The sequence below is a fragment of the Halomonas zincidurans B6 genome (genome assembly GCF_000731955.1).
GTDB classification, from domain to species: domain Bacteria; phylum Pseudomonadota; class Gammaproteobacteria; order Pseudomonadales; family Halomonadaceae; genus Modicisalibacter; species Modicisalibacter zincidurans.
In genome coordinates this window covers 2,982,731-3,008,754 of sequence record NZ_JNCK01000001.1, presented here as the reverse complement: position 1 = coordinate 3,008,754, position 26,024 = coordinate 2,982,731, and the positions used below count along the sequence as shown (strand labels likewise).

25 protein-coding genes and 1 tRNA gene are annotated in these 26,024 nt (G+C 65.0%); 11 read left to right on the top strand and 15 right to left on the bottom strand.

From position 1 onward, the window contains the following. Positions 1-3 precede the first annotated feature (3 nt). On the top strand, positions 4-561 hold the full coding sequence (locus tag HALZIN_RS0114140; RefSeq protein ID WP_031384841.1) for a YqgE/AlgH family protein: 558 nt from the start codon (positions 4-6) through the stop codon (positions 559-561). Next, positions 561-1,013, top strand: coding sequence for a Holliday junction resolvase RuvX (ruvX, locus tag HALZIN_RS0114135; RefSeq protein WP_031384840.1), 453 nt, complete (start codon positions 561-563; stop codon positions 1,011-1,013). The genes HALZIN_RS0114140 and ruvX overlap by 1 nt, the downstream gene beginning before the upstream one ends. A gap of 87 nt (positions 1,014-1,100) precedes the next feature. Here ruvX and HALZIN_RS0114130 read toward each other — a convergent pair whose 3' ends face one another. Further along, complete coding sequence (locus HALZIN_RS0114130; RefSeq protein ID WP_031384839.1) at positions 1,101-2,423, bottom strand: APC family permease; 1,323 nt, start codon at positions 2,421-2,423, stop codon at positions 1,101-1,103. A gap of 71 nt (positions 2,424-2,494) precedes the next feature. Continuing rightward, positions 2,495-3,307: a carbon-nitrogen hydrolase family protein gene (locus HALZIN_RS0114125; protein WP_031384838.1), complete on the bottom strand. Its 813-nt coding sequence runs from the start codon at positions 3,305-3,307 to the stop codon at positions 2,495-2,497. 147 nt (positions 3,308-3,454) lie between these two features. Here HALZIN_RS0114125 and HALZIN_RS0114120 point away from each other — a divergent pair, with 147 nt between their 5' ends. Continuing rightward, a complete protein-coding gene (locus HALZIN_RS0114120; RefSeq protein ID WP_231663015.1) occupies positions 3,455-4,288 on the top strand; it encodes a helix-turn-helix transcriptional regulator in 834 nt (277 codons plus the stop codon). Between the two features lie 156 nt (positions 4,289-4,444). Here the strand turns inward: HALZIN_RS0114120 and HALZIN_RS0114115 are convergent, their stop codons facing one another. Next, the gene (locus HALZIN_RS0114115; RefSeq protein ID WP_031384836.1) at positions 4,445-5,476 is read right to left on the bottom strand and encodes an aspartate carbamoyltransferase; all 1,032 of its coding nucleotides are present in this window, start codon (positions 5,474-5,476) and stop codon (positions 4,445-4,447) included. A 232-nt stretch (positions 5,477-5,708) separates the two neighbouring features. Between HALZIN_RS0114115 and HALZIN_RS0114110 the strand changes: the two genes are divergently transcribed. After that, positions 5,709-6,563, top strand: a complete 855-nt coding sequence (locus tag HALZIN_RS0114110; protein ID WP_031384835.1) for an SDR family oxidoreductase — start codon at positions 5,709-5,711, stop codon at positions 6,561-6,563. 94 nt (positions 6,564-6,657) lie between these two features. Here HALZIN_RS0114110 and HALZIN_RS0114105 read toward each other — a convergent pair whose 3' ends face one another. After that, entirely contained in the window at positions 6,658-7,485 is an 828-nt protein-coding gene (locus HALZIN_RS0114105) for an IclR family transcriptional regulator (RefSeq protein WP_031384834.1), read from the bottom strand. Positions 7,486-7,609: 124 nt separating this feature from the next. After that, positions 7,610-8,137: a 2-oxo-4-hydroxy-4-carboxy-5-ureidoimidazoline decarboxylase gene (uraD, locus tag HALZIN_RS0114100; protein ID WP_031384833.1), complete on the bottom strand. Its 528-nt coding sequence runs from the start codon at positions 8,135-8,137 to the stop codon at positions 7,610-7,612. Positions 8,138-8,306: 169 nt separating this feature from the next. On the opposite strand from uraD, the gene uraH reads away from it, so the two are divergent. The 4 genes from uraH (at position 8,307) to HALZIN_RS0114080 (ending at position 11,380) form a co-directional block, all read left to right on the top strand. Continuing rightward, the gene (uraH, locus tag HALZIN_RS0114095; protein ID WP_031384832.1) at positions 8,307-8,660 is read left to right on the top strand and encodes a hydroxyisourate hydrolase; all 354 of its coding nucleotides are present in this window, start codon (positions 8,307-8,309) and stop codon (positions 8,658-8,660) included. 87 nt (positions 8,661-8,747) lie between these two features. Then, positions 8,748-9,497 carry a GntR family transcriptional regulator gene (locus HALZIN_RS0114090; RefSeq protein ID WP_031384831.1) on the top strand — a complete coding sequence of 250 codons (750 nt, stop codon included), beginning with the start codon at positions 8,748-8,750 and terminating at the stop codon, positions 9,495-9,497. A gap of 82 nt (positions 9,498-9,579) precedes the next feature. Beyond that, positions 9,580-9,656: transfer RNA gene (locus tag HALZIN_RS0114085), tRNA-Arg, on the top strand. A gap of 782 nt (positions 9,657-10,438) precedes the next feature. Beyond that, positions 10,439-11,380, top strand: a complete 942-nt coding sequence (locus HALZIN_RS0114080; protein ID WP_031384830.1) for an IS1595-like element ISHzi1 family transposase — start codon at positions 10,439-10,441, stop codon at positions 11,378-11,380. Between the two features lie 114 nt (positions 11,381-11,494). On the opposite strand, the gene HALZIN_RS0114075 is transcribed toward HALZIN_RS0114080, so the two are convergent. The 10 genes from HALZIN_RS0114075 to dctP all read right to left on the bottom strand — a co-directional run bounded on the left by HALZIN_RS0114075 (position 11,495) and on the right by dctP (position 22,956). Next, on the bottom strand, positions 11,495-12,337 hold the full coding sequence (locus tag HALZIN_RS0114075) for a nitrilase-related carbon-nitrogen hydrolase (RefSeq protein ID WP_031384829.1): 843 nt from the start codon (positions 12,335-12,337) through the stop codon (positions 11,495-11,497). A 669-nt stretch (positions 12,338-13,006) separates the two neighbouring features. Beyond that, entirely contained in the window at positions 13,007-13,888 is an 882-nt protein-coding gene (locus HALZIN_RS0114070; protein ID WP_031384828.1) for a glycine betaine ABC transporter substrate-binding protein, read from the bottom strand. Positions 13,889-13,941: 53 nt separating this feature from the next. After that, positions 13,942-14,673 carry an ABC transporter permease gene (locus tag HALZIN_RS0114065; protein WP_031384827.1) on the bottom strand — a complete coding sequence of 244 codons (732 nt, stop codon included), beginning with the start codon at positions 14,671-14,673 and terminating at the stop codon, positions 13,942-13,944. 4 nt (positions 14,674-14,677) lie between these two features. Next, positions 14,678-15,844, bottom strand: a complete 1,167-nt coding sequence (locus HALZIN_RS0114060; RefSeq protein WP_031384826.1) for an ABC transporter ATP-binding protein — start codon at positions 15,842-15,844, stop codon at positions 14,678-14,680. 33 nt (positions 15,845-15,877) lie between these two features. Then, positions 15,878-16,543, bottom strand: coding sequence for an ABC transporter permease (locus HALZIN_RS0114055; RefSeq protein ID WP_031384825.1), 666 nt, complete (start codon positions 16,541-16,543; stop codon positions 15,878-15,880). A 571-nt stretch (positions 16,544-17,114) separates the two neighbouring features. Continuing rightward, positions 17,115-18,644, bottom strand: coding sequence for a malonate--CoA ligase (locus HALZIN_RS0114050; RefSeq protein ID WP_031384824.1), 1,530 nt, complete (start codon positions 18,642-18,644; stop codon positions 17,115-17,117). Continuing rightward, positions 18,641-19,996 carry a malonyl-CoA decarboxylase gene (locus HALZIN_RS0114045; protein WP_031384823.1) on the bottom strand — a complete coding sequence of 452 codons (1,356 nt, stop codon included), beginning with the start codon at positions 19,994-19,996 and terminating at the stop codon, positions 18,641-18,643. The genes HALZIN_RS0114050 and HALZIN_RS0114045 overlap by 4 nt, the downstream gene beginning before the upstream one ends. A gap of 24 nt (positions 19,997-20,020) precedes the next feature. Continuing rightward, complete coding sequence (locus HALZIN_RS0114040) at positions 20,021-21,349, bottom strand: TRAP transporter large permease (protein WP_031384822.1); 1,329 nt, start codon at positions 21,347-21,349, stop codon at positions 20,021-20,023. Next, positions 21,333-21,872 (bottom strand): TRAP transporter small permease subunit, encoded by a 540-nt coding sequence (locus HALZIN_RS0114035; protein ID WP_031384821.1) that lies wholly within the window; start codon positions 21,870-21,872, stop codon positions 21,333-21,335. The genes HALZIN_RS0114040 and HALZIN_RS0114035 overlap by 17 nt, the downstream gene beginning before the upstream one ends. 88 nt (positions 21,873-21,960) lie before the next feature. Next, a complete protein-coding gene (dctP, locus tag HALZIN_RS0114030) occupies positions 21,961-22,956 on the bottom strand; it encodes a TRAP transporter substrate-binding protein DctP (protein ID WP_031384820.1) in 996 nt (331 codons plus the stop codon). A gap of 152 nt (positions 22,957-23,108) precedes the next feature. Between dctP and HALZIN_RS0114025 the strand changes: the two genes are divergently transcribed. The 3 genes from HALZIN_RS0114025 (at position 23,109) to pncB (ending at position 25,945) form a co-directional block, all read left to right on the top strand. Then, on the top strand, positions 23,109-23,786 hold the full coding sequence (locus tag HALZIN_RS0114025; RefSeq protein ID WP_031384819.1) for a GntR family transcriptional regulator: 678 nt from the start codon (positions 23,109-23,111) through the stop codon (positions 23,784-23,786). 52 nt (positions 23,787-23,838) lie between these two features. Continuing rightward, positions 23,839-24,627: a sulfite exporter TauE/SafE family protein gene (locus HALZIN_RS0114020; protein WP_031384818.1), complete on the top strand. Its 789-nt coding sequence runs from the start codon at positions 23,839-23,841 to the stop codon at positions 24,625-24,627. 115 nt (positions 24,628-24,742) lie between these two features. Further along, positions 24,743-25,945, top strand: coding sequence for a nicotinate phosphoribosyltransferase (gene pncB / locus HALZIN_RS0114015; protein WP_201448200.1), 1,203 nt, complete (start codon positions 24,743-24,745; stop codon positions 25,943-25,945). Positions 25,946-26,024: the final 79 nt, after the last annotated feature.

The following is a 26,024-nucleotide window of genomic DNA, read 5'->3' as shown; positions in this document are numbered from 1 at the left end:
CCCATGCAAAGCTTGCGCAATCATTTCCTGCTGGCGATGCCTCATCTCGAGGACCCCAATTTCGCCGGGAGCCTGAGTTACCTGTGCGACCACGACGACAACGGCACCATGGGGGTGATCATCAATCATCCGCTGGAGCTGACCCTCGATGCGCTGCTCGAGCAGCTCGAACTCGATGCCGAGGAGTGCCCGATGCGCGACCAGCCGGTCTACTTCGGTGGGCCGACCCATCGCGATCGCGGCTTCATCCTGCATCGCGGCAGCAGTGCGCCGTGGGATTCCAGCATCCAGGTCGCCGACGACGTGGCGCTGACCACCTCGATGGACATGCTGCAGGCGATCGCCGCCGGCGACGGCCCCGAGCAGTTCATCGTCTGCCTGGGCTGCTGCGGCTGGGGTGGCGGCCAGCTCGAGGAGGAGCTCAAGGACAACACCTGGCTGACCGTCGAGGCCCAGCCGGGGGTGATCTTCGACCTGCCGGCCGAGCAGCGGCTCAATGCCGCGGCGGGCATCCTCGGGGTCGATCTCAACCTGCTCACCAGCCAGGCCGGCCACAGCTGATGGCCGCGGTGGGGCAGCGGCTGGTGCTGGCGTTCGACTTCGGCACCCGGCGCATCGGCGTGGCGGTGGGCAACGAGCTGATCCGCCGCGCCACGGCGCTCGACCCGCTACCCGCCCGCGACGGCATTCCCGACTGGAACGTGGTCTCGCGGCTGGTCGAGGAGTGGCAGCCCGATCTGTTCGTGGTCGGGCTGCCGCTCAACATGGACGACAGCGAATCCGACATGAGCCGGCGCGCGCGCAAGTTCGGCAAGCGGCTCTACGGGCGCTACGGCAAGCCCTGCGAGATGGCCGACGAGCGCGGCTCGACCCGCGAGGCCAAGACCATCGCTCGCGGCCTCGGTCATCGCGGCAACTACCGCGAGGAGAGCGTCGACGGGCTGGCCGCGCAATTGATTCTCGAAAGCTGGTTCGCCAGGGATGAGGGACTGCCGGCGCGGCCCTTTGGCTGAACCGCACAGCACGTTACACACGACACGGCCGGCCCCTGGAGGCTGGCCGTGGTCGTTTGCAGTGGTTCACCCGCTTAGCTAGCCGAATCAGCCATCCAGGTGCAGCTCCGGCGTCGGCCGGCTGAAGCCGCGGGTCAGCCAGGTCAGCCAGGCGAGGCCGCAGGCCAGCCAGATGCTGCCCAGGGTGACGGCCAGAGGATCGAGGCTGGCCATCAGCCACAAGATCGCGACCAGGCCGATCAGCGGGCAGGCCAGGAACCACAGCGTATCGAGGCCGCCGCGCCGGCGTTCCTTGAGGTAGTAATGGCAGATCACGGCGGCATTGACCAGGGCGAAGGCCAGGAAGGCGCCGAAGTTGATGAACGAGGCCGCCGAGAGCACGTCCATGGTCAGCGCCAGCAGCGCCACGAGGCCGCTCAGCACCAGCCCGCCGATCGGCGTGCCGAAGCGCCCCAGGCGGCCCAGCCAGCGCTTGGGCAGCACGTCGTCGCGGCCCATGGCGTAGATCAGCCGGGCGCCACTGGCCTGGGCGGCGATGCCCGAGGCGAACTGGCCGACGATCAGGCCGATTAGGAAGACCGTGACGAAGATGTCGCCGCCGATGTTGCGGGCGATGTCGTAGGCGGCGGCATCGGGGTTGGCGAAGTCGGTGCCCGGGGCGGCGAGCTGCACGAAGTAGGATACGACGATGAAGATCAGTCCGCCGATCAGGGTAATCAGCAGGATGGCGCGCGGCAGGTTGCGCTGCGGGTCCTTGGTTTCCTCAGTCAGGGTGGTCACGGCGTCGAAGCCGAGGAAGGAGTAGCAGGCCACCGCCGCGCCGGCCATCAGCGTCGCCAGCGAGGCCGAGGACTCGGCGCCGAGGAACGGTGCCAGACTCCAGAACGGCTGGCTGGCATCGCCGAGCACGTAATGCACGGCGAGGCCGACGAAGGCGACGAGCACCAGCACCTGCACCAGCATCATCACGCTGTTGACCAGGCTGGCGAGCCTGAGGCCCAGCACGTTGATCACCGTGGTCACGCCGATGAACGCCAGTAGCCACACCGCCTGGGGGATCGCCGGGAAGGCCGAGTTGAGGTAGGCAGCGCCGATCAGCCAGATCACCATCGGCAGGAACAGGTAGTCGAGCAGGATCGCCCAGCCGGCGATGAAGCCCAGCCGGTCGTCGATGGCGTGGCGCACGTAGGCATAGGCCGAGCCGGCCACCGGGTAGGCGCTGGCCATGCGGCCATAGCTATGGGCGGTGAACAGCATCGCGATCAGCGCGGCCAGGTAGGCGCCGGATACCGCGCCGTCGGTAATCACGGCGAGCACGCCGAAGGTGCCCAGCACGATGATCGGGGTCATGTAGGCCAGGCCGAACAGCACTACCTGGCCCAGCGAAAGGGTCTTCTTCATCTCGGACATCGTCGCCTCCTATTTGTGGTTGTCGCGACTGTGGGGGTTATGGCTTGCTGCGGTTGAGTGGAATGGCGGGCTTAGGCGAAGTGCCAGACCCGGCCCAGCGGTGTCTCCTCGCTGTGCCCCGGCAGGGCGAGGCGACGATCGCGGAGGTAGTCGTAAGTGCGGCGGGCGTGTGCGAGCCGCTCGCCGTCGAGGGTCAGGGTGGTCACGCGCTCCTCGCGGCCGGCGCGGAACAGCAGCTCGCCGTCGGGCGCCACCAGCGCGCTCTCGCCGGCGAAGGTCAGCCCCGCCCCCTCGCCGACGCGGTTGGCCATGGCCAGGAAGCACTGGTTTTCCTGGGCGCGGACCTGGGCGGCGCGGGCGTGCACCGGGCCGTAGGGGTCCATGTTGCCGTTGGTGACCACCAGCAGGTCGGTGCCCATGGCGGCCAGGGCGCGGGCGGGTTCGGGAAATTCCAGGTCGTAGCAGATCAGCAGGCCGATCCGGTAGCCGCGCCAGGCGACGCAACTGACGCTGTCGCCGGGGCTGACCAGTTCACGCTCGTCGGGCCACAGGTGGGTCTTGCGATAGCGCAGCGCGGGGCCCTGCTCGGGGGTGATCAGCACGGTGGTGTTGTAGACCGCTTCCCCGGCGCGCTCGAGCAGGCCCAGCGCCAGGGCGGTATCGTATTCGCGGCTAAGCTCGATCAGCGTGGCCAGTTCGGGGCCGTCGAGCGTCAGCGCCCGGTCGGCGACGTGGCCGGGTTCGGCGAAGCCGGTCAGTTGGGTCTCGGGGAAGACCATCAGCTCAGTGGCCGGGTCGCTGTCGCGAATGCAGTCGACGACGCGGGACAGGTTGCTGGCGATGTCGCCCTCGCGGCTGGCCAGTTGAGCCAAGGCTATCTGCATGGAAGCTCCGACGTGTTATTGCTGTGCGATGATCGGTTGTATTCAGTATCCGGACTCAGGCGGCGCTGCCTATCCCATGAACGGGTTACCCCGCGCGGATAAGATGGCTCGGCGCATGAGCGGCGAAAGGGATCAGCGAGGTGGGAGATGGTGGGGCGTAACGCGCAAGAGGATCGGTCCGGCGGTTCGATGGCCTGCCTGGCCAGCTTGGAAAGTCTCGCCTGGCACCGCAGCTTCGCGGGGCTGGTCGACAAGCTGGATACGGGCGACTTCTGGCTCGCCGTGGTGCGCACGCTGGGCGCGCACGTAGACTTCAACACCTGGGTGGCGCTGATCTTCGACCCCCGCGAGCCGCCGCGCATCCTCGCCGAGAGCGACGAGGACGACGGCTCGGACGAGTCGCTGTTCCAGGATTACCAGCGTGGGCTCTACCTGCTCGACCCGTTCTACATCGACGCCAGGGGGCGCGGGCGTTCGGGACTCTTCACCCTGGCCGACGTGGCCCCGCAGCGCTTCACCCAAACCGAGTACTACCAGCGCTACTTCCAGCGCAACATCGTCGCCGACGAGATCCAGTTCAACTGCGTGCTGGGCGGCGAGCGTACGCTGTGCCTGTCGCTGGGTTCGGTGGTGGCGTTCGACCACGCCACGCTGGGTCTTTTGAGCCTGATTCAGCCCTGGCTACTGGCGCTGATGGGCCAGCGCATGCACTTCGAGAGCGAACCGGGCACGCGCCCCGGGCCGCACCCCTGGCACCCCGACCCGGAGCCCGCCCAGCCGCTGGAAGCGCGGCCCGCGCTGACCGAGCGCGAACGCGAGATCAGCCAGTTGATGCTGGCCGGCGGCTCGACCAAGGAGATCGCCCGGCGGCTGTCGATCTCGGTGGAAACCGTGCGCGCCCACAAGAAGCACATCTACGTCAAGCTGGGCATCAATTCCCAGTCGGAGCTGTTCTCGCTGTTCTGGCAGGCGCGCCGCTAGGCATGCCTGAAAAGTGCCTGCGCTCGGCCATGCGGCGTTAAAATGAGCTCAAAGTACTCATTTACAGTCCGTAAACTCCGCCTTCTCGCTCATTTTCGCCTTGCCTGGCCATCGCTCGCCAACTTTTCAGGCGAAGCCTAAGCCCTAAGTTGAGCGCTAGAAGCTGGCGTCGTCGACGCCGTACTGCGCCGGCACGAACCAGCGCACGTCGCGCATCTCCTGCTCGATCACGTCCTCGACCTTGAGCAGCGTGGCGAAGATCGCCATGCGCATCGGGATGCCGTTGTCGGTCTGGCGGAAGATCGCCAGGCGCGGGTCGCCGTTGAGATCGACGTTGAGGTCGTTGGTCCCCGGGCGGCTGTCGCGGGGCAGCGGATGCATGACGAGGGTGGTGGCGCTGCAGTGGTTGTCGAGAAAGGCGCGATCGACGCGGAAGTCCTGCGAGACCCCGGCGAAGCTTTCCGACAGCTCGTCGGTGAAGCGCTCCTTCTGGATCCGCGTGGTGTAGACCACGTCCAGATCGCGGAAGTCGCTGTCGAGACTCTCGCGCTGCTCGACGCGGTGCCCGCGGGAGGCGACCAGATCGACCAGCTGGCTGGGCATCTCCAGCCCCGGCGGCGAAACCAGGGTGATGCGCAGCGGCGCGTAGAGCGACAGCAGCTTGATCAGCGAATGCACGGTGCGGCCGTGCTTGAGATCGCCGGTGAGCAGCAGGTGGGCGCCGCCCAGGTGCTTGCCGAGCCGGGTGAACTCCTTGTCGATGGTGTACAGATCGAGCAGCGCCTGGCTGGGGTGCTCGCCGGGGCCGTCGCCGCCGTTGATCACCGGCACGTTGGTCGCCTCGGCGAACTCGGCCACCGAGCCCTGGTCCGGGTGGCGCATGACGATGGCGTCGCAGTAGCCGCTCATCACCCGGCTGGTGTCGTAGAGCGATTCGCCCTTGGCCATCGACGAAAAGGTGAAGCCGGTGGTGTCGCAGACGCTGCCGCCGAGCCGGCAGAACGCCGCGTTGAAGCTGACCCGGGTGCGCGTGCTGGCCTCGAAGAACAGATTGCCGAGCACTGCGCCCTCCAGCACCCGGGTGACCTTGCGGCGTTGGGCGATCGGTTCCATGCGGCTGGCCACGCGCAGCAGGTGATCGACGGCATCGCGATCAAGGGAGTCGACGGAGAGCAGGTGGGTGTTCATCGCGGGCCTCGCAGTGTGCTGAGAAGAAGGCTTGTCGGGAAGAGTGTGTTGGGAATGGCCGTTAGTGTAACGGCGAACGCCGCTGGCGGCATCCGCGGGGCGGTACCGTTGCAGGCAGCCCGCCGGCGGCTTGCCGATGGCCGGCAGGAGCTTCTACCTTGCTAGAAAGTGCATGCGTCGCGGGATGGCGGCGCGCCCGGTGTGTGAGACGTGCGACAAAGGAGTGAGGCACATGGCCGAACAGCAGCAACCCCCCCAGGAACAGCACAAGCAGCCCGGCGACGAGTACGCGATGCGCCCCGAGCCGGAATTCATCCGCGACAGTTATCGCGGCACCGACAAGCTCAAGGACAAGGTGGCGATCATCACCGGCGGCGACAGCGGCATCGGCCGCGCCGTGGCCCTGCACTTCGCCCGCGAGGGAGCGGACTGCGTGCTTGCCTATCTCGACGAGGAGCGCGACGCGAAGGACACCCGCGCACTGGTCGAAGCCGAAGGGCGGCGCTGCGAGCTGATCCAGGGCGATGTCGGCGACCCGGCGTTCTGTCGCGAGATCGTCGAGCGCGCCATGAGCGCGTTCGGCCGGATCAACACCCTGGTCAACAACGCCGCCGAGCAGTACGACTGGGACGACATCAGCGAGATCCCCGACGAGCAGCTGGTGCGGACTTTCCAGACCAACCTCTTCAGCCATTTCTACCTGGTCAAGCAGGCGCTGCCGCACCTGCACGAGGGCGACACGATCATCGCCACGTCGTCGGTCAATGCCTTCAAGGGCAACAAGACGCTGATCGATTACACGGCGACCAAGGGCGCGATCCAGGGGCTGGTGCGTTCGCTCTCGCAATCGCTGGTGGGGCGCGGCATCCGCGTCAACGCAGTGGCGCCCGGGCCGGTCTGGACGCCGCTGATCCCGGCCAGCTTCAGCGCCGAGAAGGTCGAGGGCTTTGGCGGTCAGGTGCCGATGGATCGCCCCGGCCAGCCCAGCGAGATGGGGCCGGCCTATGTCTACCTGGCCAGCGAGGAGTCCTCGTACATGACCGGCCAGACCCTGCATCTCAACGGCGGCGTGATCCTCAACACCTGAGCCCGGCGCATCGGGACGGCTCAATGGCGTAGACTGCGTGTCTCAACCCCACGATGCTCAGCCGATCGCTGAGGCCGGGCGAGCGGTTTTCCGGTCAGGGCTGCGGCACGTGGCCGCCGAGTTGCTCGCTGATCTCCCGCGCGGCGCGGCTGACCAGTCCGCCGAGTTCGATCAGGCGTGCCTCGGGGATTCGCGCCACCGGGCCGGATACCGAGATGGCGGCCAGCGGCAGACCGTCCTGATCGTGCAGCGAGGCGGCCACGCAATTAAGCCCGATGGCATGTTCCTGGCGATCGCAGGCGTAACCCTGATGGCGGATGGTGGCCAGGCTCTCGCGCAGCCGGGCCGGAGTGTCGAGGGTGTTCTCGGTGACGCGGCTGAGCCCGCGGGATTGCAGGATGCGCTCGACCTCGCGTTCCGGCAGCCAGGCGAGCAGCGCCTTGCCCACGCCCGAGGCGTGAAGCGGGGCGCGTGAGCCCAGCCGGGTGATCATGCGCATCATCTGCGGTGATTCGCTCTGGGCGAGGAATACCGCCATGCCGTCGTCGCGGATCGCCAGGTTGGCGGTCTCGCCGCTGTCCTGAGTCAGCTGGCGCAGGTAGGGTCGGGCGGTGGCGACGAAGTCGCGCGCCTCGAGGAAGGTGTTGCCGACCTGGAAGGTCTTGACGCCGATCTTCCACAGCCCCAGCTCGGTGTCCTGCATGATGTAGCCCTGCCTGTGCAGGGCCTGCAGCAGGCGGTGAGTGGTCGACGGTGCCAGGCCGACGATCTGGGCGATGTCCGACAGGCCGAGCCCGCCCGGGGCCGCCGCCAGGCCTTCGAGAATATTCAAGCCGCGGACCAGCGATTGGCTGTGACCGCCGCCGTTCCTGGCGGAACTCGCCGGGCGGCCGACCGGCTTGCGCTTGCTCTCTACTGTCACGCCCCGTTCTCCGTGTCGCTTGAACTTGCCGATTCAAGCGACCCAGAATACACGCTCGCGTGGCGCCTGTCCGCCGTTGCGGAATCGCTTTCCATCTTGCCTGCGTGCCCTCTCGGCGGCTGGCTCACGACCCGGCGCGGGCCTCCAGGCGCAGCCGGGCGATGCGATTGACCTCGCCGATGGCGGTGCGTCGCTCCTGCTCGGGGGTGTGTTCGAGGCGGCGCTCGAAGGCGGCGAGAATCCGCTGGCGATCGCTGCCCGTGACCGCCATCACGAAGGGAAAGCCAAAGCGCTGCTGGTAACTTGCGTTGTAGCGATGAAAGCGCGCGTACTCCTCGGGTCTGCACTGGTCGAGCCCGGCGCCGGCCTGCTCGCGGCTGGAATCGGCGGTCAGCTCGCCACGCTCGGCGGCCTTGCCGGCCAGATCCGGGTGGGCGCGGATCACCGCCAGCTGGCGCTCGGCCGGGGCCGCGTCGAGGACCGCCGCCAGCGCGGTGGCCAGCCCCTCGGCAGTATCCTGTTCGGTATCCAGCCCGGCGTCCCAGGCCGATTCGGCGATCCACGGCGAGTGTTCGTAGACCTCGCCGTAGTGGCTGACGAAGGCGTCGCGCCCCAGCGTGCTGGGGCGCGGGTTGAGAAGCGGGGCGCTCATCTCGGTGGTCTCCCTGGTCGCACTGTATCGAGTTAATCGCGGGCAGGCGCTTGCCTGCCCGGCGTGGAACAGGCCACCATTAAACGGTATACGAATCCGTTATGAAACGTGTCGTGAGCCCGCGCGCCGATTCGCCGCGGCATCGACACGAGAGCAAGGAGTACAGCCGATGGGACGCTTGACCACGCACGTTCTGGACACCGCCTCGGGGCGGCCCGGCAACGGCCTGCGCATCGAGGTCTTCCGCTTCGACGGCGACGATCGGATTTCGCTGGGCGAGGCGGTCACCAACGACGATGGCCGTTGCGATGCGCCGATCCTCGAAGGCGAGTCCTTCACGGCCGGCGAATATGAATTGCTGTTCCATGCCGGCGATTATCTCGATGCACGGGGCGCCGGCGGCGAGCGGCCGCGTTTTCTCGATCGCATTCCGTTGCGCTTCGGGGTCGCCGATGCCAGCCAGCACTACCATGTGCCGCTGCTGCTGTCGCCGTTCGGCTATTCCACCTACCGCGGCAGTTGATGAGCCCGCCCGGCGCATGTCGCCTGCGCCGGGCCGGGGCGTATACAATGGCTTGCTTCGACGACGACTGATGCGGGGACTCCGAGCATGACCGAGCGCCAGCAATCGCCCGATGCCGTGGCGGGCCGTGGCGAACCGGCAAGACGCCGGCGCGGCAAGGACGGCGACGGCGCGCAGCGCCATGAGGTCATCTACCGGGCCATCAGCAACGCGATCGTCGAACACCGCCTGCGCCCGGGGGCGCGGCTGCGCGAGGACGCCCTGGCCGAAGTCTTCGATATCAGCCGTACCGGCATTCGCAAGATTCTCCAGCGCCTCGCCCACGAGCAACTGGTGACGCTGACCCCGCGTCGCGGCGCCAGCGTCACCCGGCCCACCGCCGAGGAGGCCCACGACGTCTTCGCCGCACGACAACTGGTCGAGTGCGGGATCATGGCGGACGTCGCCCGGCGCATGGCCGCCCCTGAAGCACGGGCGCTGCGCGAGCTTGCCGCCCGCGAACGCCAGCTGCTCAGGCAGGGCGAGCAGAGCGTGGCGATCAAGCTCTCCGCCGAGTTCCACGAGCGCCTGGCCGGGCTGAGCGGCAATGCGACGCTGGCCGAGTTCGTCGGCCGGCTGTGCTCGCGCTCGTCGTTGATCCTTGCCGTGTATGGCGGCGCCGGCCATCTGGGCTGCGAGTCGCACGATCACGACGAGCTGATCGGCCATCTCGAAGCCGGCCGCGGCGAGCGGGCGGCGGCATTCATGAGTCGCCACCTCAAGGCGATCGAGGCCTCGCTGTCGATCGAGGAAGCGCGCGACGAGGCCCCCGACCTGCGCGAGATCTTCGCCCGCTAGCCGGTGCGGCGCCGGCTATGGACACCTCGGGGGCGAGCAGGTACGATACGGCGCGTTGATGGCGCTGCGGCGCACGATCAAACCGCCCTTAGCTCAGCTGGATAGAGCGTTGCCCTCCGGAGGCAAAGGTCGAAGGTTCGAATCCTTCAGGGCGGGCCAGAAATTGCTGCGAAAACCGCCACTTATGGATAACGCCGGGTGGCGGTTTTTCGTTGTTGGCTTTCTAGGTTCCATACAGGTTCCATGCGTCATGAACTCGCGGGCCAGGATCGCAGAGTTGATCGCTGGCAAGGATGGTCACCAAGGTCAGGGATTCTGCGAACTGCCAGCAGAGTCTCGAAGGCTGGCGCCAAGCGGGCTTTTGCATGTTGCCGTTTCTTGTTGCCCTCGCCTCGTCAGCGGTTGCGCGCCCCGGAAGTCCGCATCGACATCTGATCGCTGGCACTTGCTCGGGTGAGTTACGAATCAAACGAAACTTTGGCTCCGGTTTCCGGCGCCAGCGGCTCAAGAATCGCCCCACCCCCTACCTTGCCGGTACGCGGCGCCAAGTGCGTACCTATGGTGCGTACCAGTGCGAACCTGCCGCGCGAACCAGCAGCCCCCATGTTGGCTTTTGTCTACCAGTAGGCGGCGCCATCACCTCAACAAACTTCAACATCAAATCGGCAGCTTCGGCAGCTCTCAACCGCTCAACCATGCGGGTTTTCGCCACGTGGTGGTGGCGACCAGGCGATGCCGTCCTTTTCTAGTCGGGAAAAATCATCCTCGCCTCTCATCAGTCGGCAGTAGGCGTCGCGTGCCGCCTTTGATGGCCTGGGGCTGGGGTTGCGTCGTCTCATGGTGTCGCACCTCTCAGCATTACCTGATTACTCATGTTGATCAGCCACCACCCCGTCAGTCTCTCCTATACTGATGTTATGTCCAGTAGAGGAGGTGACGTCATGGCACGCAATCCTATCCAGTTCCAGCCCGGCCTGTCGTTGCCGGCGTTTCTCGAGCAGTACGGCACGGAAGCGCAATGCCAGGCAGCCCTCTTCCAGCATCGCTGGCCCAAGGGGTTCGTGTGCCCCGACTGTGGCAACACCACGGGCTGCCGGCTGTCGCGGGGGCTCTACCAGTGCCATCGCTGCCATCATCAGACCTCGCTGACTGCCGGTACCATCTTCCATGCCACGCACCTGCCGTTGACCACCTGGTTTCTGGCCATCTATTTGCTGACCCAGCGCAAGAGCGGTATCTCAGCGCTGCAGCTGTCCCGGGAGCTCGGCGTCAGCTACAACACCGCCTGGAAGCTCAAGCACAAGCTGCTGCAGGTCATGCACGAGCGCAACCAAGGAGAGCGGCTCTCCGGCCGCATCGAGCTGGATGATGCCTACCTGGGAGGTGAACGACCGGGAAAGCGCGGGCGCGGCGCTGAGCACAAGTTCCCATTCGTGGCGGCCGTACAAACCGATGAGGAAGGCCACCCACTGCGTGTTCAGCTTCGCCGCGTGAGCGGCTTCACCCTCACCGAGATCCGTCGCTACGCCCACCAGGCCATTGCCCCTGGGAGCCATGTCATCAGCGACGGCCTCGGGTGTTTCCGAGCCTTCGACACACCCCTCTACGTCCATGACTGCCACATCACCGGGGGTGGACGTGCCAGCGTGGAGAATCCCGAGTTCAACTGGGTCAACACCCTGCTGGGTAACGTCAAGAACGCCATCACGGGCACTTACCATGCCATCCGCGGGCAGCATGCCCCACGCTACCTGGCCGAGTTCGAGTACCGATTCAATCGACGCTATGACCTCAAGGCCATGATCCCGCGCTTTCTCACGGTGGCGGCGAAAACACCGCCAATGCCGTATCGGTTCCTGAAGATGGCTGACTGTTATGCGTAATCAGGTCAATTTTTGACTGCCTAAACGCCGCAAACACACTCGGCGCCTTCCCCTGGGAGGCGCCGAGTGTCGTTTTGGGCCGGGTAATGCGACGTGTCGCCGGTGTCTCGCTGGTTAGCGGTAGCCGTCCATCAGGCGGCGCACCAGCGGCGTATCGGCGTTGCGGTGGGTGGGCAATTCGAAGCGGGCGCGGGCAATGGCGGTGCGCGAGAGGGTGGCAGTGATCAGCCCCTCGCCGACCTCGGCCAAGGCCAGGGTCTCGCCTTGTGGGCCGAGAATGCATGAACCGCCCCAGAAGTGGCTGTCGCCTTCAGGGCCGTAGCGGTTGGCCATGACCACGGGCGTGCCGTAGGTCATGGCGTAGAACTGCAGGTTGAGGGGCCAGTTCTTTTCGTTGGAAAAATCGTCGCTGACGATGCCCGAGGCCGAGTTGATCGGCGCGCACAGCACGGTGGGGCGGGCCAGCAGGGCGGCGTGTACCAGCCCCGGGTTCCACAGGTCGGCGCAGATCAGCGAGGTCGCCGACCAACCGGGGCGCACCGCGAGGTGGGTCAGCCTGTTGCCATGCGTGAACAGTTTGCCCTCTTCCAGGCCGCCGTAGGTGGGCAGGTTGAGCTTGCGATGCACGGCCTGGAGCTTGCCGTGCTGAACGATTGCCAGGGCGTTGTAGCATTCGCCGGGGCTGGCTTCCTCGACGAATCCCACCACCACCTGCATTTCGCCGGCGGCGCGGGCGAGCTCGGCCAGACGCGGGTCATGGGTCGGGCAGGCCACGTCGATTACCCGGTTGCCCAGGCCGTAGCCGGTCAGCGAGAGCTCGGGGAAGACCAGTAATTCGAGCCCCGCGCGGCGTGCGTCGGCGATGAACGCGAGATGAGGTTCGAGGTTGGTGTCGACCTCGCCGAGGCTGGCGTTGATCTGCGCGGCGCCGACGCGCAAGTGATCCTGATAGTGCATGGTGGACTCTCGATGTTGTGAATAAAAAGGTTCATCGCAGATCAGCGTGAAACGTTAAGGCCCCGCTATTGGGAATAAACTCTCTCCCACGCAAACCAGCCTGGATGGCCCACTGGAGCATGGGGACGCCGGTGGGAGGGAAGTGGTTCGCGATTGGCGCCGCAGGCGCCCGGCATGGCCGGGGAGGTGCAGTGCCCGCCGCCATCGCGAATAAATTCGCTCCCGCAAGGGCAAGCTAACCGGCAGGGGGCTGTGGGAGGGAGCTGGTTCGCGATGATCTTTGCCGCCTTTCCCGGCAAAATGCGAAGAACCTGATATTTGGCGAATACCTCGGCGTCCGACAGGGGCTGGTCCGGGTTGCCGCGTGTCTCGCTCTCGACGATCTCGCCACTGGCGAGATGCAGTCGGGCACGCGCCCAGCGGCGTACGGGTGGCGCCGGCCGCCACGCCCAGCAAATCGAGCAGGCAGCGCTTGGCCTGATGAAGTGCTGCATCGTCGAGGTTCGAAAGATCGAACCGATGCATCCAGTCGAGAGGGGCGTGGTCGTGCATGGCAGGGGGCTCGGGGCTGGCAGTTGGCGAAGCAGCGGATGATGCAGAAAGAAGGCCGCGCGGGGCGGCCTTCGTCATGATCGAACACGGTAGGACATGGCCCCATTCAGATGCCGATCACAGCAGATCATGTTTCTTGAGGAAGTTTTCGGCGACCTGTTCGACGCTCTTCTTGTCGACGTCGACCTTGGCGTTGAGCGAGGCCATGACGTCATCGTTCAGAAGCGCCGAGAGCTTGTTCATCTGTTCATCCAGCTTCGGGTTGGCTTCCAGGGTGTCCTTGCGCACGACCGGGGTCAGTGCGTAGGCCGGGAAGAACTGCTTGTCATCTTCCAGCGTCACCAGGTTATAGGCCGGGATACGTCCGTCGGTGGAATAGGCGATGGATACGTCGACTTGATCGTCGCGCAAGGTGGGCAGGGTCAGGCCGAAATCCATACGCTTGATGTTGGGGCGGCCGAATTGGAAATCGTAGGTCTTTTGCAATGGCCGCAGGCCGTCTTCACGGGCGTAGAACTCCGCGTTGGAGGCGAAGGTAAGCGTCTCCCCGTTGTTGATGGTCTCGGCAAGATCGGAGATCGTTTCGATATCCCGCGCTTTGGCATCGTCGGCACGCATGGTGAGGGCATAGGTATTGTTGGCATCGGAGGGTTCGAGCCAGACGAGCCCCTTCTCGGCATCGAGCTTCTTGACACGCTGATACGTCTCTTCGGGGGAGAGCTTCTCGGTAACATTGTTATAGGTGATCAGCGATGTGCCGGTGTACTCCCAATAGAGATCGACCTGGCCGTTTACCTGGGCTTGGCGGAGTATGGTGGAGCCCATGCCGGCGCGTTTTTCGACGTCATAGCCGAGCTCTTCCAAGTATTGGGTGGTCATGCTCGACAGGATGAGCTGCTCGGTAAAACCCTTGCCTCCCACCACGATTTCGTTGGCCTGAGCGGTGGCCATGGTGCCGGCCAGTGCCGCGCCGGTCAGTAGGGTCATCAAGGTTTTCATGGTGTCACTCCTGTTGTGAATTGTCGGATCTGAAGCGTTGGTGATGTGGCTTGCTAGACACGGCTCGGGTTAACTCCGCGTGGGACTACCAGAAAGGCGGAGATGGCGATGACTATGTCGACTGCGATCGCCAGCAGTGCCGTGGGGATGGCGCCAGCCAGCATCATGGTGGTGTCGTAGAGGGCGATACCCGTGAAGATCAGCTCGCCGAGCCCGCCGGCGCCGATCAGGAAGGCCAGCGGTACCGTCCCCACATTGATGGCCAGCGCCGTGCGCACCCCGGCGAAGATGACATAAAGCGCATTGGGCAGCTCGACCCGGAACAGGCGCTGGATGGGCGACATGCCCAGCCCCGCCGCGGCCTCCATCAGCGCCGGCGAGACGCCCTTGAGGCCGACGTAGGTGTTGCGGGCGATCGGCAGCAGGGTCGCCACGAACAGCCCGAACACCGCCGGCACCGTGCCGATGCCCAGAAAGCTCATCGACAACGCCAGAACGGCGAGCGTCGGAATGGTGGTGCCCACGTTGAGCACCTGCATCAACGATTCGGCGTAACGCTCGACGCTCGGGCGCGACAGCACGATGCCCAGCGGCACGGCGACCAGAATCGCCAGCCCGCCGGACACGGCGGTCAGAAACAGGTGCTGAACGGCCAGGTAGCGCACGTCGGGGAGATAGAAGATGAACTCCTCGATCATGCCGCTGCGCTGCGCCCAGACACCGGCCACAAACAGCGCGATCGCCAGCAGCCAGCGACACACGCGTTGCAGCGAACGACTCGGCATGAACTTACTCCTTGGTGGCGGCTTCCGAGCGGACCGATGCGCTGTCCCCCGGGCGCGAGCGGTAGCGCGAGCCCAGGTGATGGGTCATCGCCCGCTGGGTGATGTGCCCGCAGACCCGACCCTGCGCATCCACGCAGGGCATCCAGGTGGTGTCGTTGGCGAACATCTGCGAGGCGACCTTGCGCAGGTCGTCGTCGAGCTCGGCCACCGGTGGCGCGACTTGGAAATGGTCGCGGCAGAAGCCCCGGGTGGTGCGCGCCAGCGAGCGGGTGACCATCCCGGCCGGCTCGTTGCGGTCGTTGACCATCAGAATGGCGTTCTGGTAACCGTACTCGTCGATACGCGACAGCGCGGTTTCCAGGGTGTCGTCCGGGCGCACGGTGCCCAGGTCGTCGGAAAACACCTCGCGAACCTTGACCAGGTTGAGCCGCTTGAGCGCCCGGTCCTCGCCGAGGAAGGACTCGATGAAGGCGTTCTTCGGCGCCGAGAGCAGGTCGTCGGGCGGGGAGTACTGGACGAGCTTGCCCTCGCGGAACACCGCGATGCGATCGCCCATCTTGATGGCTTCGTCGATGTCGTGGCTGACGAACATGATGGTCTTCTTGAGTTCGGCCTGCATCTTCAGGAATTCGTCCTGAATGACCGCCCGGTTGATGGGGTCGATGGCGCCGAATGGCTCGTCCATCAACATCACCGGCGGGTCGGCCGCGAGCGCGCGAGCGACACCGATGCGCTGTTGCTGGCCACCCGAGAGCTCGCTGGGATAACGCTTCAGGAAGGCATCGGCGTCCATGGCGATCATGTCCATCAGCTCACGGGCGCGCTTCTTGTAGGCGGCCTTGTCCCAGCCCAGCAGGCGCGGCACCACCGTGATGTTCTCCTCGATGGTCATGTTGGGAAACAGCCCGATCTGCTGGATCACGTAGCCGATGTTGCGGCGCAGATCCTGGGTGTTCATGCCGGTGGTGTCCTCGCCATCGAGGAACACCTTGCCCGAGGAGGGCCGGATGATGCGGTTGATCATCTTCAGGGTGGTGGTCTTGCCGCAGCCCGAGGGGCCGAGCAGGATGCAGATCTCCCCCTCGGGCACTTCCATGTTGATGTGATCGGCGGCCACGACCGCCCCCTTGGGCGTGTCGAAGACCTTGGTGAGGTTATCGAGGCGTATCATGGGAAACCCTTGTCGAGTCAGCAGTGGGCGCGGTCACATCGCGCTGGCGTCGCGTTCCATGCCCTTGGGGGTCAGGCGCTTCTGCAGGGCCAGCAGGGCATAGTCGACGGCGATCGCCAGCAGGCTCACCGCGATCGACCCGACGATCAGCTGGCGCGGGTCGGATTGCGAAATGCCGCGGCTGATCAGCGTGCCCAGGCCGCCGGCGCCGATGTAGGCGGCGATCGCCATGACGCCGATATTGAGCACCACGGCGGTGCGCACACCGGCCATGATCACCGGCACGGCCAGGGGGATCTCGACCATGCGCAGGCGCTGGTTGGGGCTCATGCCGAGGCCGCGGGCGGCTTCGCGAAGCGCCGGGTTGACGTTGTTGATCGCGGTGTAGGTGTTGCGAATGATCGGCAACTGCGAATAGAGCAGTACGGCAATTACGGCAGGGACGTAGCCGATGCCATAACCGAAGATCGACAGCAGCGGAATCATCACCCCGAACAACGCGATCGACGGGATGGTCACGATGACCGAAGCGAGGTACAGCACGCTCTTGGCCAGACGCTCATTCTTGGTGATGGCGATGCCGATCGGCACCCCCGTCAACGTGGCGATACCCACCGCGACCCCGACCAGTGAAATATGCTCCAGGGTCAGCTCGAACAGCAGCTCGAGGTTATCGAGGACGTATTGTATGAGTTCCACAGGCATTGGCCTCTACGAGCCTCCGGGACGAGGCTTCGTTCTTGAACGGATAAATTTCCGGATAGGCTGACGTTTTATAATTTCGAATTATTCACCGAGCATAACACGCTTTTTCAGCGCTCAAGGGGAGTGGCCCATTGGGATGTGCAATGCCTTTCATTTTAAACGCTCATGGTGCTATGAAAGTATGCAATCCTGGCCGTGGATCGCAGCCTTTAAATACTGAAAAACAGTTATTTATGTCCCGACAATTAAGCGAAGAAGCGCGGCTATGAGTGCTTTGATTTGCCGTTAAGAGTAAGCGTCGCCTAAATCGATTATCTTGGGTGACCTGGCGAATAATTTCGCTCTGTATCTTATATGTGGCTCGGCACGCTTGGCGCATTAAACAGCGTGAAGGCGATCGGATAAGGTCTCGACCAGAATGCTGGCCGAGCAGGGGGGCTTTATGTAGGCAAGATGAGGCCAAGCGCCGGGCACCGAAGACATGCAGGCCTTGAGTGAGGCGCTGGCGCTATTGACCACCGCCTCGGCCGACCCAGCCGCCGCGCTCGGCTGCTCCGCGAACGCCTCAGCGCGTCTTGGCCGCGTACGTGTCCTGATACTGCTGGCGCAGCTGGTTCTTCTGCACCTTGCCCATGGTGTTGCGGGGCAGGCTGTCGGCGAAGAACACCCGCTTGGGCTGCTTGTACTTGGCCAGCCGCCCCGTCAGCGAGGCGAGGACCCGGGCCTCGTCGATCTCGGCGCCCGGCTCGCGCACCACCACCGCCGTCACGCCCTCGCCGAAGTCGGGGTGGGCCACGCCGATCACCGCCGACTCGACCACGCCGTCGAGCTCGTCGATCACCTGCTCGACCTCCTTGGGATAGACGTTGTAGCCGCCCGAGATCACCAGGTCCTTGTCGCGCCCGACGATGTGCACGTAGCCGCGCTCGTCGACCATCGCCAGGTCGCCGGTGACGAAGAAGCCGTCCTCGAGCAGTTCCTCGCGGGTCTTCTCGGGCATGCGCCAGTAGCCGATGAACACGTTGGGGCCGCGCACCTCGAGCATGCCGATCTCGCCCTGGGCCAGCGGCTGGTGGGTATCGCGGTCGGTGACGCGGATCTCCACGCCGGGCAGCGGCATGCCCACGGTGCCGGCGATGCGCTCGCCGTCGTAGGGGTTGGAGGTGTTCATGTTGGTCTCGGTCATGCCATAGCGCTCGAGAATGGCGTGCCCGGTGCGCTGCTCGAACGCCTGGTGGGTCTCGGCGGTCAGCGGCGCGGAGCCGGAAGTGAACAGGCGCATGTTGGCGGTGAGCTCGGCGGTCAGCCGCGCGTCCTGAAGCAGCCGGGTGTAGAAGGTCGGCACGCCCATCATCGTCGTGCCGCGGGGCAACTCCTCGATGATCGTGTCGACGTCGAAGCGCGGCAGGAACAGCAGGCTGGCGCCGGCCATCAGCACCACGTTGCAGGCCACGAACAGCCCGTGGGTATGGAAGATCGGCAGCGCGTGGATCAGCCGGTCGACCTCGCTGAAGCGCCAGGCCTCGACTAGCGACGCCGCGTTGGAGGCCAGGTTGCGATGCGTCAGCATGGCGCCCTTGGAGCGCCCGGTGGTGCCCGAGGTGTAGAGAATGGCGGCCAGGTCGTCGGCCTCGCGCGGCTCGACGGTCTCCAGCGGCGCGGCCTGCTCGGCCTGCTCCAGCAGGCTGCCGTCGGCCCGGGTGCCCAGCGTGGCGACCTGGGGGCAGCCGGTGTCGTCGGCGACGCGCCGGGCGACCTCCCGGTCGTCGGGCCGGCAGACGAACAGCGCCGGCTCGGCATCGCCCAGGAAGTAGCGGATCTCCTCGGCGGTATAGCCGGTATTGAGCGGCAGGTAGATCCCGCCCAGGCGCAGGCACGCCAGGTACAACAGGATCGTCTCGGGGCTCTTGTCGACCTGCACCGCCACTCGGTCACCGGGCGTCACGCCCAGCGCCTTAAGTGCGCCGGCCAGTTGCGCGCTGCGTGCCAGCGCCTGACGATAGGTATAGCCGTGACCGTCGCGGGTGGCAATGAAGGTGGCTTCGCCGCGAACCTGCATGCGCGCCGCAAACGTCTCGAACAGGTTGTCGCTCATCTTTCCGTTTCTCCCGTGAGCAGTTTCCGGGCGCGCCGTCCCAGGTCGCGCACGCTGGAGGAGCGCGCGATCGTGCCATTGGTGGTGTAGTGCTCGTGGTTGCGCTCGATCTCCTCGGGCACATAGAGATAGTTGACCATCAGCCCGGCGGCCTGCTGGAGGCCTTTCGTCGAAACGTCGCCCAGCCAGTTGATGCGGTTGAGTTCCGCGCCGTTGCCCAGGTGGAAGCGGGCGACCGGATTCAATGGCAGGCCCTGGGCGTTCTTCTCGTGCAGCAGATAGTGGGCCGCCAGCGGCTTGATCGCGTCGCGCAGACGGTCGGCCTTGGCCGGATCGCTGTGCCAGTCGGGCTCGTCGAGCAGGGCCAGCGTTTCGCGGGCTTCGTCGTCGAGGCGGTCCTCGCTGTCGCGCAGGCTATCCAGCCACTGGCGAAAGCCGGGCACCGGCGACAGGGTCACGAAATGGCGCAGGTTGGGCAGTTCCTGCTTGAGCTCCTGAACGACCTGCTTGATCAGGAAGTTGCCGAACGAGATGCCGCGCAGCCCGGTCTGGCAGTTGCTGATGCCGAAGAAGGCCGCGCTGTCGACGCTGTCGGGATCCTCGACGCCATGGGTGCCGCTGAGGATGGGCTGGATCCGGTCGGGCAGGCCGCGATGGAGTGCCACCTCGACGAAGATCAGCGGTTCGTCGCCGATCGCCGGGTGGAAGAACGCGAAACAGCGCCGATCGCGGGCGTCGAGGCGCCGGCGCAGGTCGTTCCAGTCCTGGATCTCGTGCACCGCCTCGTAGTGGATGATGCGTTCGAGGATCGCCGCCGGGGTGTTCCAGTCGATGCGCCGCAGGACCAGGAACCCGCGGTTGAACCACGAGCCGAACAGGTGGCCGAAGTCGGCGTTCAGCGGTTGCAGGTCGGGGTGCGCCTTGAGCAGGCCCAGCAGGTCCTCGCGCATGCCCACCAGTTCGTGGGTGCCGTCGGTGGTCAGGTTCAGGCGCCGCAGGACCTCCTGACGGCTGGGCTCGCAGGCGTCGAACAGTGCCTGCAGGTCGCGATTGTCGCGCGAGGCCTGGTAGCGCTGATAGGCTGCGTCGATGTGCTCCGGGTCGGCGGAGAACTCGCCGGTCAGACGCTCGAAGAAGCGCAGCTTGTCGTCTTCGCCGAGCCGCGCATACAGGTCCAGCGCGCGACGCGCCAGGGTGATGCTCGAGGCTTCGCCATCGCTTTCCAGCAACGCCTTGCAGGCGGCGATCAGTTCCGCGTGGCTGACCGGCGCGAGGGCCTCCGAGCGCTTGCGTCGCAGGGCATCGCGCTGGGTGATGGTGCTGAACAGCTCCTGCAGAAAGCTCATGTTCATGATCGGTGCTCCGGACGTGGGCGATCAGTTCATCATCAGATCGGGCAGCCAGGTAGCGATGCCCGGGAAGAAACTCAGCAGCACGATCCCCAGCACCATGCACAGCGCATAGGGCAGGCTGCCCAGCAATACGTCGCGCAGCGCGATATCCGGTGCGATGCCGTTGATGATGAACAGATTCAGGCCGACCGGCGGGGTGATCAGCCCGATCTCCAGGTTGATGGTCAGGACCACCGCGAACCAGTAGGGATCGAAGTTGGCGGCCAGGATGATCGGCAGCAGGATCGGCGCGGTCATCACGATCACCGCCACTGGCGGCAGAAAGAAGCCGGCCACCAGCAGGAACAGGTTGATGATCGCCAACAGCACCCAGCGGTTGACCTCGAGTTCGGCGATCGCGCCGGCCACGGTCTGGGTGATGAACATCGACGACAGCGCATAGGCGAAGATCTCCGCGGCGGCGATGATCAGCATGATCATCACGCTTTCGCGCAGCGCATCGCGCATGATCAGCTTGAGCGGTCTGGCCTGCCACATGCGATAGACCACGATGGCCAGCGCCAGACACAGGAAGGCGCCGACCGCGGCGGCTTCCGAGGGTGTCGCGACCCCGCCGTACAGGGCGAACAGGATGCCGGTGACCACCACCAGGAACGGCACGACTCGGACCAGCGCCTTGAGGTTGCCTTCGACGTTGTCCTTGATCTGGGTAGCCGCCTGGGTGAGCGGGCTCGGGGTGTCGTAGCCGCCGGCCAGCTTGCAGGCGATCAGCGTCCAGGCCATGAACAGCACGGCCAGCATGACGCCGGGCATGGCGCCGGCGATGAACAGCCGGCCGATCGAGGTCTCGGTGGAGATGCCGTAGACGATCATGGTCACCGAGGGCGGAATCAGAATCCCCAGCGTGCCGCCGGCGGCAATGCAGCCGGCCGCCACGCCATCCGGATAGCCGCGCTTGCGCATCTCGGGGATGCCCAGCTTGCCGATCGCCGCGCTGGTCGCCGGCGACGAGCCGGACAGTGCGGCGAAGATTGCGCAGGCGCCGATATTGGAGATCGCCAGCCCGCCCGGAACCCGACCCATCCACAGGTCGAGGGAACGGTACAGGTCGCGCCCGGTGGGCGAGGAGGCCACGGCCGCGCCCATCAGGATGAACATCGGGATCGCCACGAAACCGAACGAGGCGAGGCTGCTGTAGAAGGTCTCGCCGAAATAGGTCAACTCGCCGAAGCCTCGGTCCAACACCAGGGCGCCGAGCGACACGCTGCCCAGCGCGAAGGCGATCGGCGTGCCGATGGCCATCAGTACCATCAGCGCGACGGCGATCAGGATGCCGCTAGTGACTGGGTCCATGTTCGGACTCCCCACGAAGAATTTCCGCCACGTACTGCAGCGAGAGCAGACTGGCACCGATGGCCATGGGCGTGAGCGCCGGCCACAACGGCGGGTTCCACACCGTGCCGGTGGTCCAGCCGCCGTGCCAGGCTTCGAGCACGTACAGCCAGGCGCCGTAGGTCAGGGCGAGACAAAAGCTCAGACCGATCAGCGAGGCGATCAGCAGCATGGCCTTTCTGAGCGAACCGCCGAGGGCGTCGGGCAGCACGGTGACCGCGACATGACCGCCGGTCATCAGCACATAGGGGGCGCCGAGCAGCATCGCGGCGGTGACCGAGAACACCGCGAATTCGGTCTGCCAGACGGTGCTCTGGCCGAGCGCATAGCGCATGAAGACCATGTGGACGACAGCGAGCACGCCGGCGGCCAGGGCGGCGGCGGCGAGTACCGCCAAGCCGCTCGACAAGGCGTCCATCAGGCGGATATAACGGCCGGTCACACCACGCGTGGGTACCGACGAGTGACTCGAGGTATGGCCCATGGCGCCCTCTCGTTCAGTGAATGAAGGGCCGCCCAGACACGGCGGCCGACAAGGCGAGCACCCGGCGACAACGGCCGGGCGGGTAGGCTTACTCCACGGCCAGTGCCGCGTCGATCAGTGCCTGGCCATTGGGCACTTTCTCGGCAAAGGTCTTGTAGGAACTCTGCTTGGCGACGTCGAGCCAGGCCTGGAAGTCCTCGGGTGACATGCTGACCACCTCGACGCCGTTTTGCTTGTAGACGTCAACCAGTTCCTGGTCGAGATCGGCGGCCTGCTTGGAGAACCAGGCCTCGGCCTTCTCGCCCGCCGCGGTCAGCGCCTGTTGCTGCTGCTCGTTGAGTTTTTCCCAGCTCTGCTGGGAGATCAGGATCGGCTCGTACATGAACCACAGGGCGTTCTCGCCCGGCGCGGTCAGACAGTCCGACTGCTCATAGATGCGGTAGGACACCAGTGAACCCGAGGAGGTGTTGGCACCGTCGAGCACCCCGGTCTGCATTGCCGTGTAGATCTCCGAGGAGGGCATCGAAGCGATCGACGCGCCGGCGGTGGCCAGCATCTCGTCGAAGGCCGGGCCGGCGGCGCGCAGGGTTTGCCCTTTCACGGTGTCCGGCGAGGTGATGCAGCGCACGTCGGACACGAAACCGCCGGCCAGCCAGGCATCCGAGAGCACCCGCGCGCCGGCGTCGTTGATCACTTGCTTGATCATGTCCATGAACTTGGAGTCGTTGAGACGCTGGGCGCGCTCATGGTTGCGCACCAGGCCCGGCATCAAGGTCGCCGAGAACTCCGGTTGACGGCCACTGGCGTAATCCAGCGGCAACGCGGTCATATCCAGGCGGCCGCGTACCAGCGCCGACCACTGTTCCTTGGCGCCGAACAGCGACTCGGCGGGATAGACCTGAACATTGAGTCCCACATCGGCTTTGGCGACCTCGTCGGCAATCATCTGTACCATCTCGTCGCGCACGTCGCCCTTGGGAAACTGGTGCGAGGCGCGCAGTACGGTCTCGGCAGCCGCCGCGGTGGAGTTGAAGGCGATGGCCAGGCCGAGGGTGGTCAGAACGGGAAGAAAAGTGGTTTTCATGGTGGCGTCTCCTGTCGATTGTTATTGTGCTGGGTATATATCAGGCTTGCTGATGTATACTTTAATAGCGGTGCTAGTATATTCATGTCAATTTTTTGACCCTAGACCATAGTGGCAGAGCCGGACGGGGCGGGAGGTGACGCGTGGGCGGCATGAAGCGATCTAATACGCAGCGACTCAGGGACGCACTGGAGAACGCTATCCTCAACGGGGATCGGATACCCGGAGAGCGCCTCGATCCGGAAGCGCTGGGTCAGGAATTCAACGTCTCGCGCACCCCGGTTCGCGAAGCCATCCATCAACTGGTGGCCAGCGGGCTGGTCAGTGTGCAACCCAAGAAGGGCACGTTCGTCGCCGAGGTCGGCATCGACCGGCTGATCGAGATGTTCGAGGTCATGGCGGAACTGGAGGGGATGTGCGGGCGACTCGCCGCACGCCGCATCACGGTGCTGGAGCTCGGCGAGCTCCGCGATGCCCTGAAGCGCTGCGAGCAGGCCGCCGGGAACGGCGATACCGATGAGTACTATTACGAGAATGAAGCCTTTCACAGTTGCATCTATGCGGCCAGCCACAATGCCTTTCTCGCCGACGAGGCCCGGCAACTGAAGATGCGCCTGAAGCCCTATCGCCGCCTGCAACTCAAGGTGCGCCATCGCATGCAGTCGTCGCTCGATGAGCATCGGCGTATCGTCATGGCGATCGAGGCGGGGGAGTCCCAGGCGGCCGAGGACGCACTGCGCGGGCATGTGCTGGTCCAGGGCGAGCGCTTCAGCGATCTGGTGGCGAGCGTCAAGGACCTGGGCCGCACTGCGGTGACCGAGTTGTCCTGAGGCAGTCGGTCGGGTCTTTATCTGGCTCCCTTCGCTGGCCCTGGGGGTTCGCATGTTGCTGTCGTTGTTGTTCTATTGCCTGATCGGGAGCGTCGCCGGCTTTGCGGCGGGGCTGTTCGGAATCGGCGGTGGTGTGGTGATCGTCCCGGCGCTGCTCCTTGCGTTCGCCAAGCAGGGCATCGATGCCTCGGTCATGACTCATATGGCCATCGGTACGTCGCTGGCGACCATTGCCGTGACCGGTTCCTCGTCGGCGTTCGGCCATTGGCGGCGCGGGGGCGTTGCCAAGCCGCTGCTGATTCGGCTGCTTCCGGGGCTGATCACCGGCGCGATCCTGGGCGGCCTGCTGGCGAGCGTGCTTCCGGCCGCTCAGTTGCAGACGCTATTCGGCCTGTTCCTGACCCTTCTGGCGTTGCGCCTGCTGTTTTCCCGCATGCCGACTGTAGCGAACGAGCGTGCCGGCGGGCTTCAGACGATCACCGCCGGCACAGTCATCGGCGCGTTCTCGGCGCTGTTCGGGATCGGCGGCGGCGTGCTCAGCGTGCCCTGGCTGTTGCGCAGCGGGGCGAGCATGACCCGAGCCATCGGCACCTCGGCGGCCTGCGGCATTCCCATTGCGGCATTCGGCGCAGTGACCTTCGTGGTGACCGGCTATCGCGACGCGGCGCTGCCGGACTACGCCACCGGTTTTCTCTACTGGCCGGCCTTTCTCGGCATGCTGCTATGCAGCGTGCCGGCCGCCAGGCTCGGCGTGGCCGCTGCCCACCGGCTGCCGGCCGGTCTGCTCAGGAAACTCTTCGCCCTGCTCATCATGCTAGTGGGCATCAAGCTCCTTCTTTGAAGATTGGTGGTATTCGAGCCGACAGCGATCATTGCGCCATTGGCGTTTTACCAGGGTGCCGCCGCCAACTAGGCTCTAGGATAATTTCAGATTATCGAAAGCACCGGAGGCTGCATTGACGGATACCTACCGCATGCAAGGGCCCATCATCGATTCCTTGCTGGATACCGACTGGTACAAGCTCACGATGATGCAGGGCGTCCATCACAACTACCCCAACGCCAGCGTGACGTGGGAATTCCGCTCCCGCAATGCGGAGGACCTGGCGCCTTATGTCGACGAGATACGGGCGCAGATCGATTACCTGGCGATGTTGAGCTTGAGCAGGGAGGAGTCGCATTATCTGAGCAGCTTTGCCTACATGACCCCGGATTTCATCCGCTTCCTCGAGCTGTTTCGTTTCAACCCGGACTATGTCGTTGTCGGCATGGACGGCAACGATCTATGCATCGTCATCGACGGGCCATGGTCTCACAGCATTCTCTACGAAATCGTCATCCTGGCGATCGTCAGCGAAATCCGCAATCGCGCCCTGTATCCCGAGGCGACCGTCGACCAGGCGCTGACGCAGTTACACGCCAAACTCGATACGCTGAATCGTCGCTACTCGCCGGACGAGCTCAAGGGATTCAACCTGGCGGATTTCGGCACCCGTCGGCGACTATCGCAGCCGGTCCAGGAGGTGATCATCGAGGCGCTGAGCACACATTTTCCGGGCAATTTCGTGGGCACCAGCAACGTCGACATCGCGCGTCGCCATGGCCTTGCGCCGATGGGCACCATGGCCCACGAATGGGTCATGGCCCACCAGCAGCTGGGCAGTCGGCTGATCGACAGCCAGCGGGCTGCATTGGAGGCTTGGGTCCAGGAATACCGGGGTTATCTGGGCGTCGCCTTGACCGATACCATCACCCTCGATGCCTTTCTCAACGATTTCGATCTGTATTTTGCCAAGCTGTTCGATGGGTTGCGTCACGATAGCGGCGACCCCCTGGTATTTGCCGAAAAGTGCATCCGCCATTACGAAAAGCTGGGAGTCGACCCCGGGACCAAGACGCTGATCTTCAGCGATGCCCTGACGTTCGACAAGGCCATGGAGATCAAGATGGCGCTGCAGGGCCGGATCAAGACCAGTTTCGGCATCGGCACCAGTCTGACCTGCGACGTGCCGGGGGTCAGGCCGCTGAATATCGTGATCAAGATGATGTCATGCAACGCTCGTCCGGTCGCCAAGATTTCCGACGAGCCGGGCAAGGCGACGTCCCGCGACTACAACTACGTCAACTATCTGAAAAGTGTCTTCGGGGTATCGCATTGAGCCATTAATTCAGTAAATTCTTTAATAAAAAGCCATTAGTCGAACATGCTGCTTTGCAGCAGAAAATGTATTACATTGG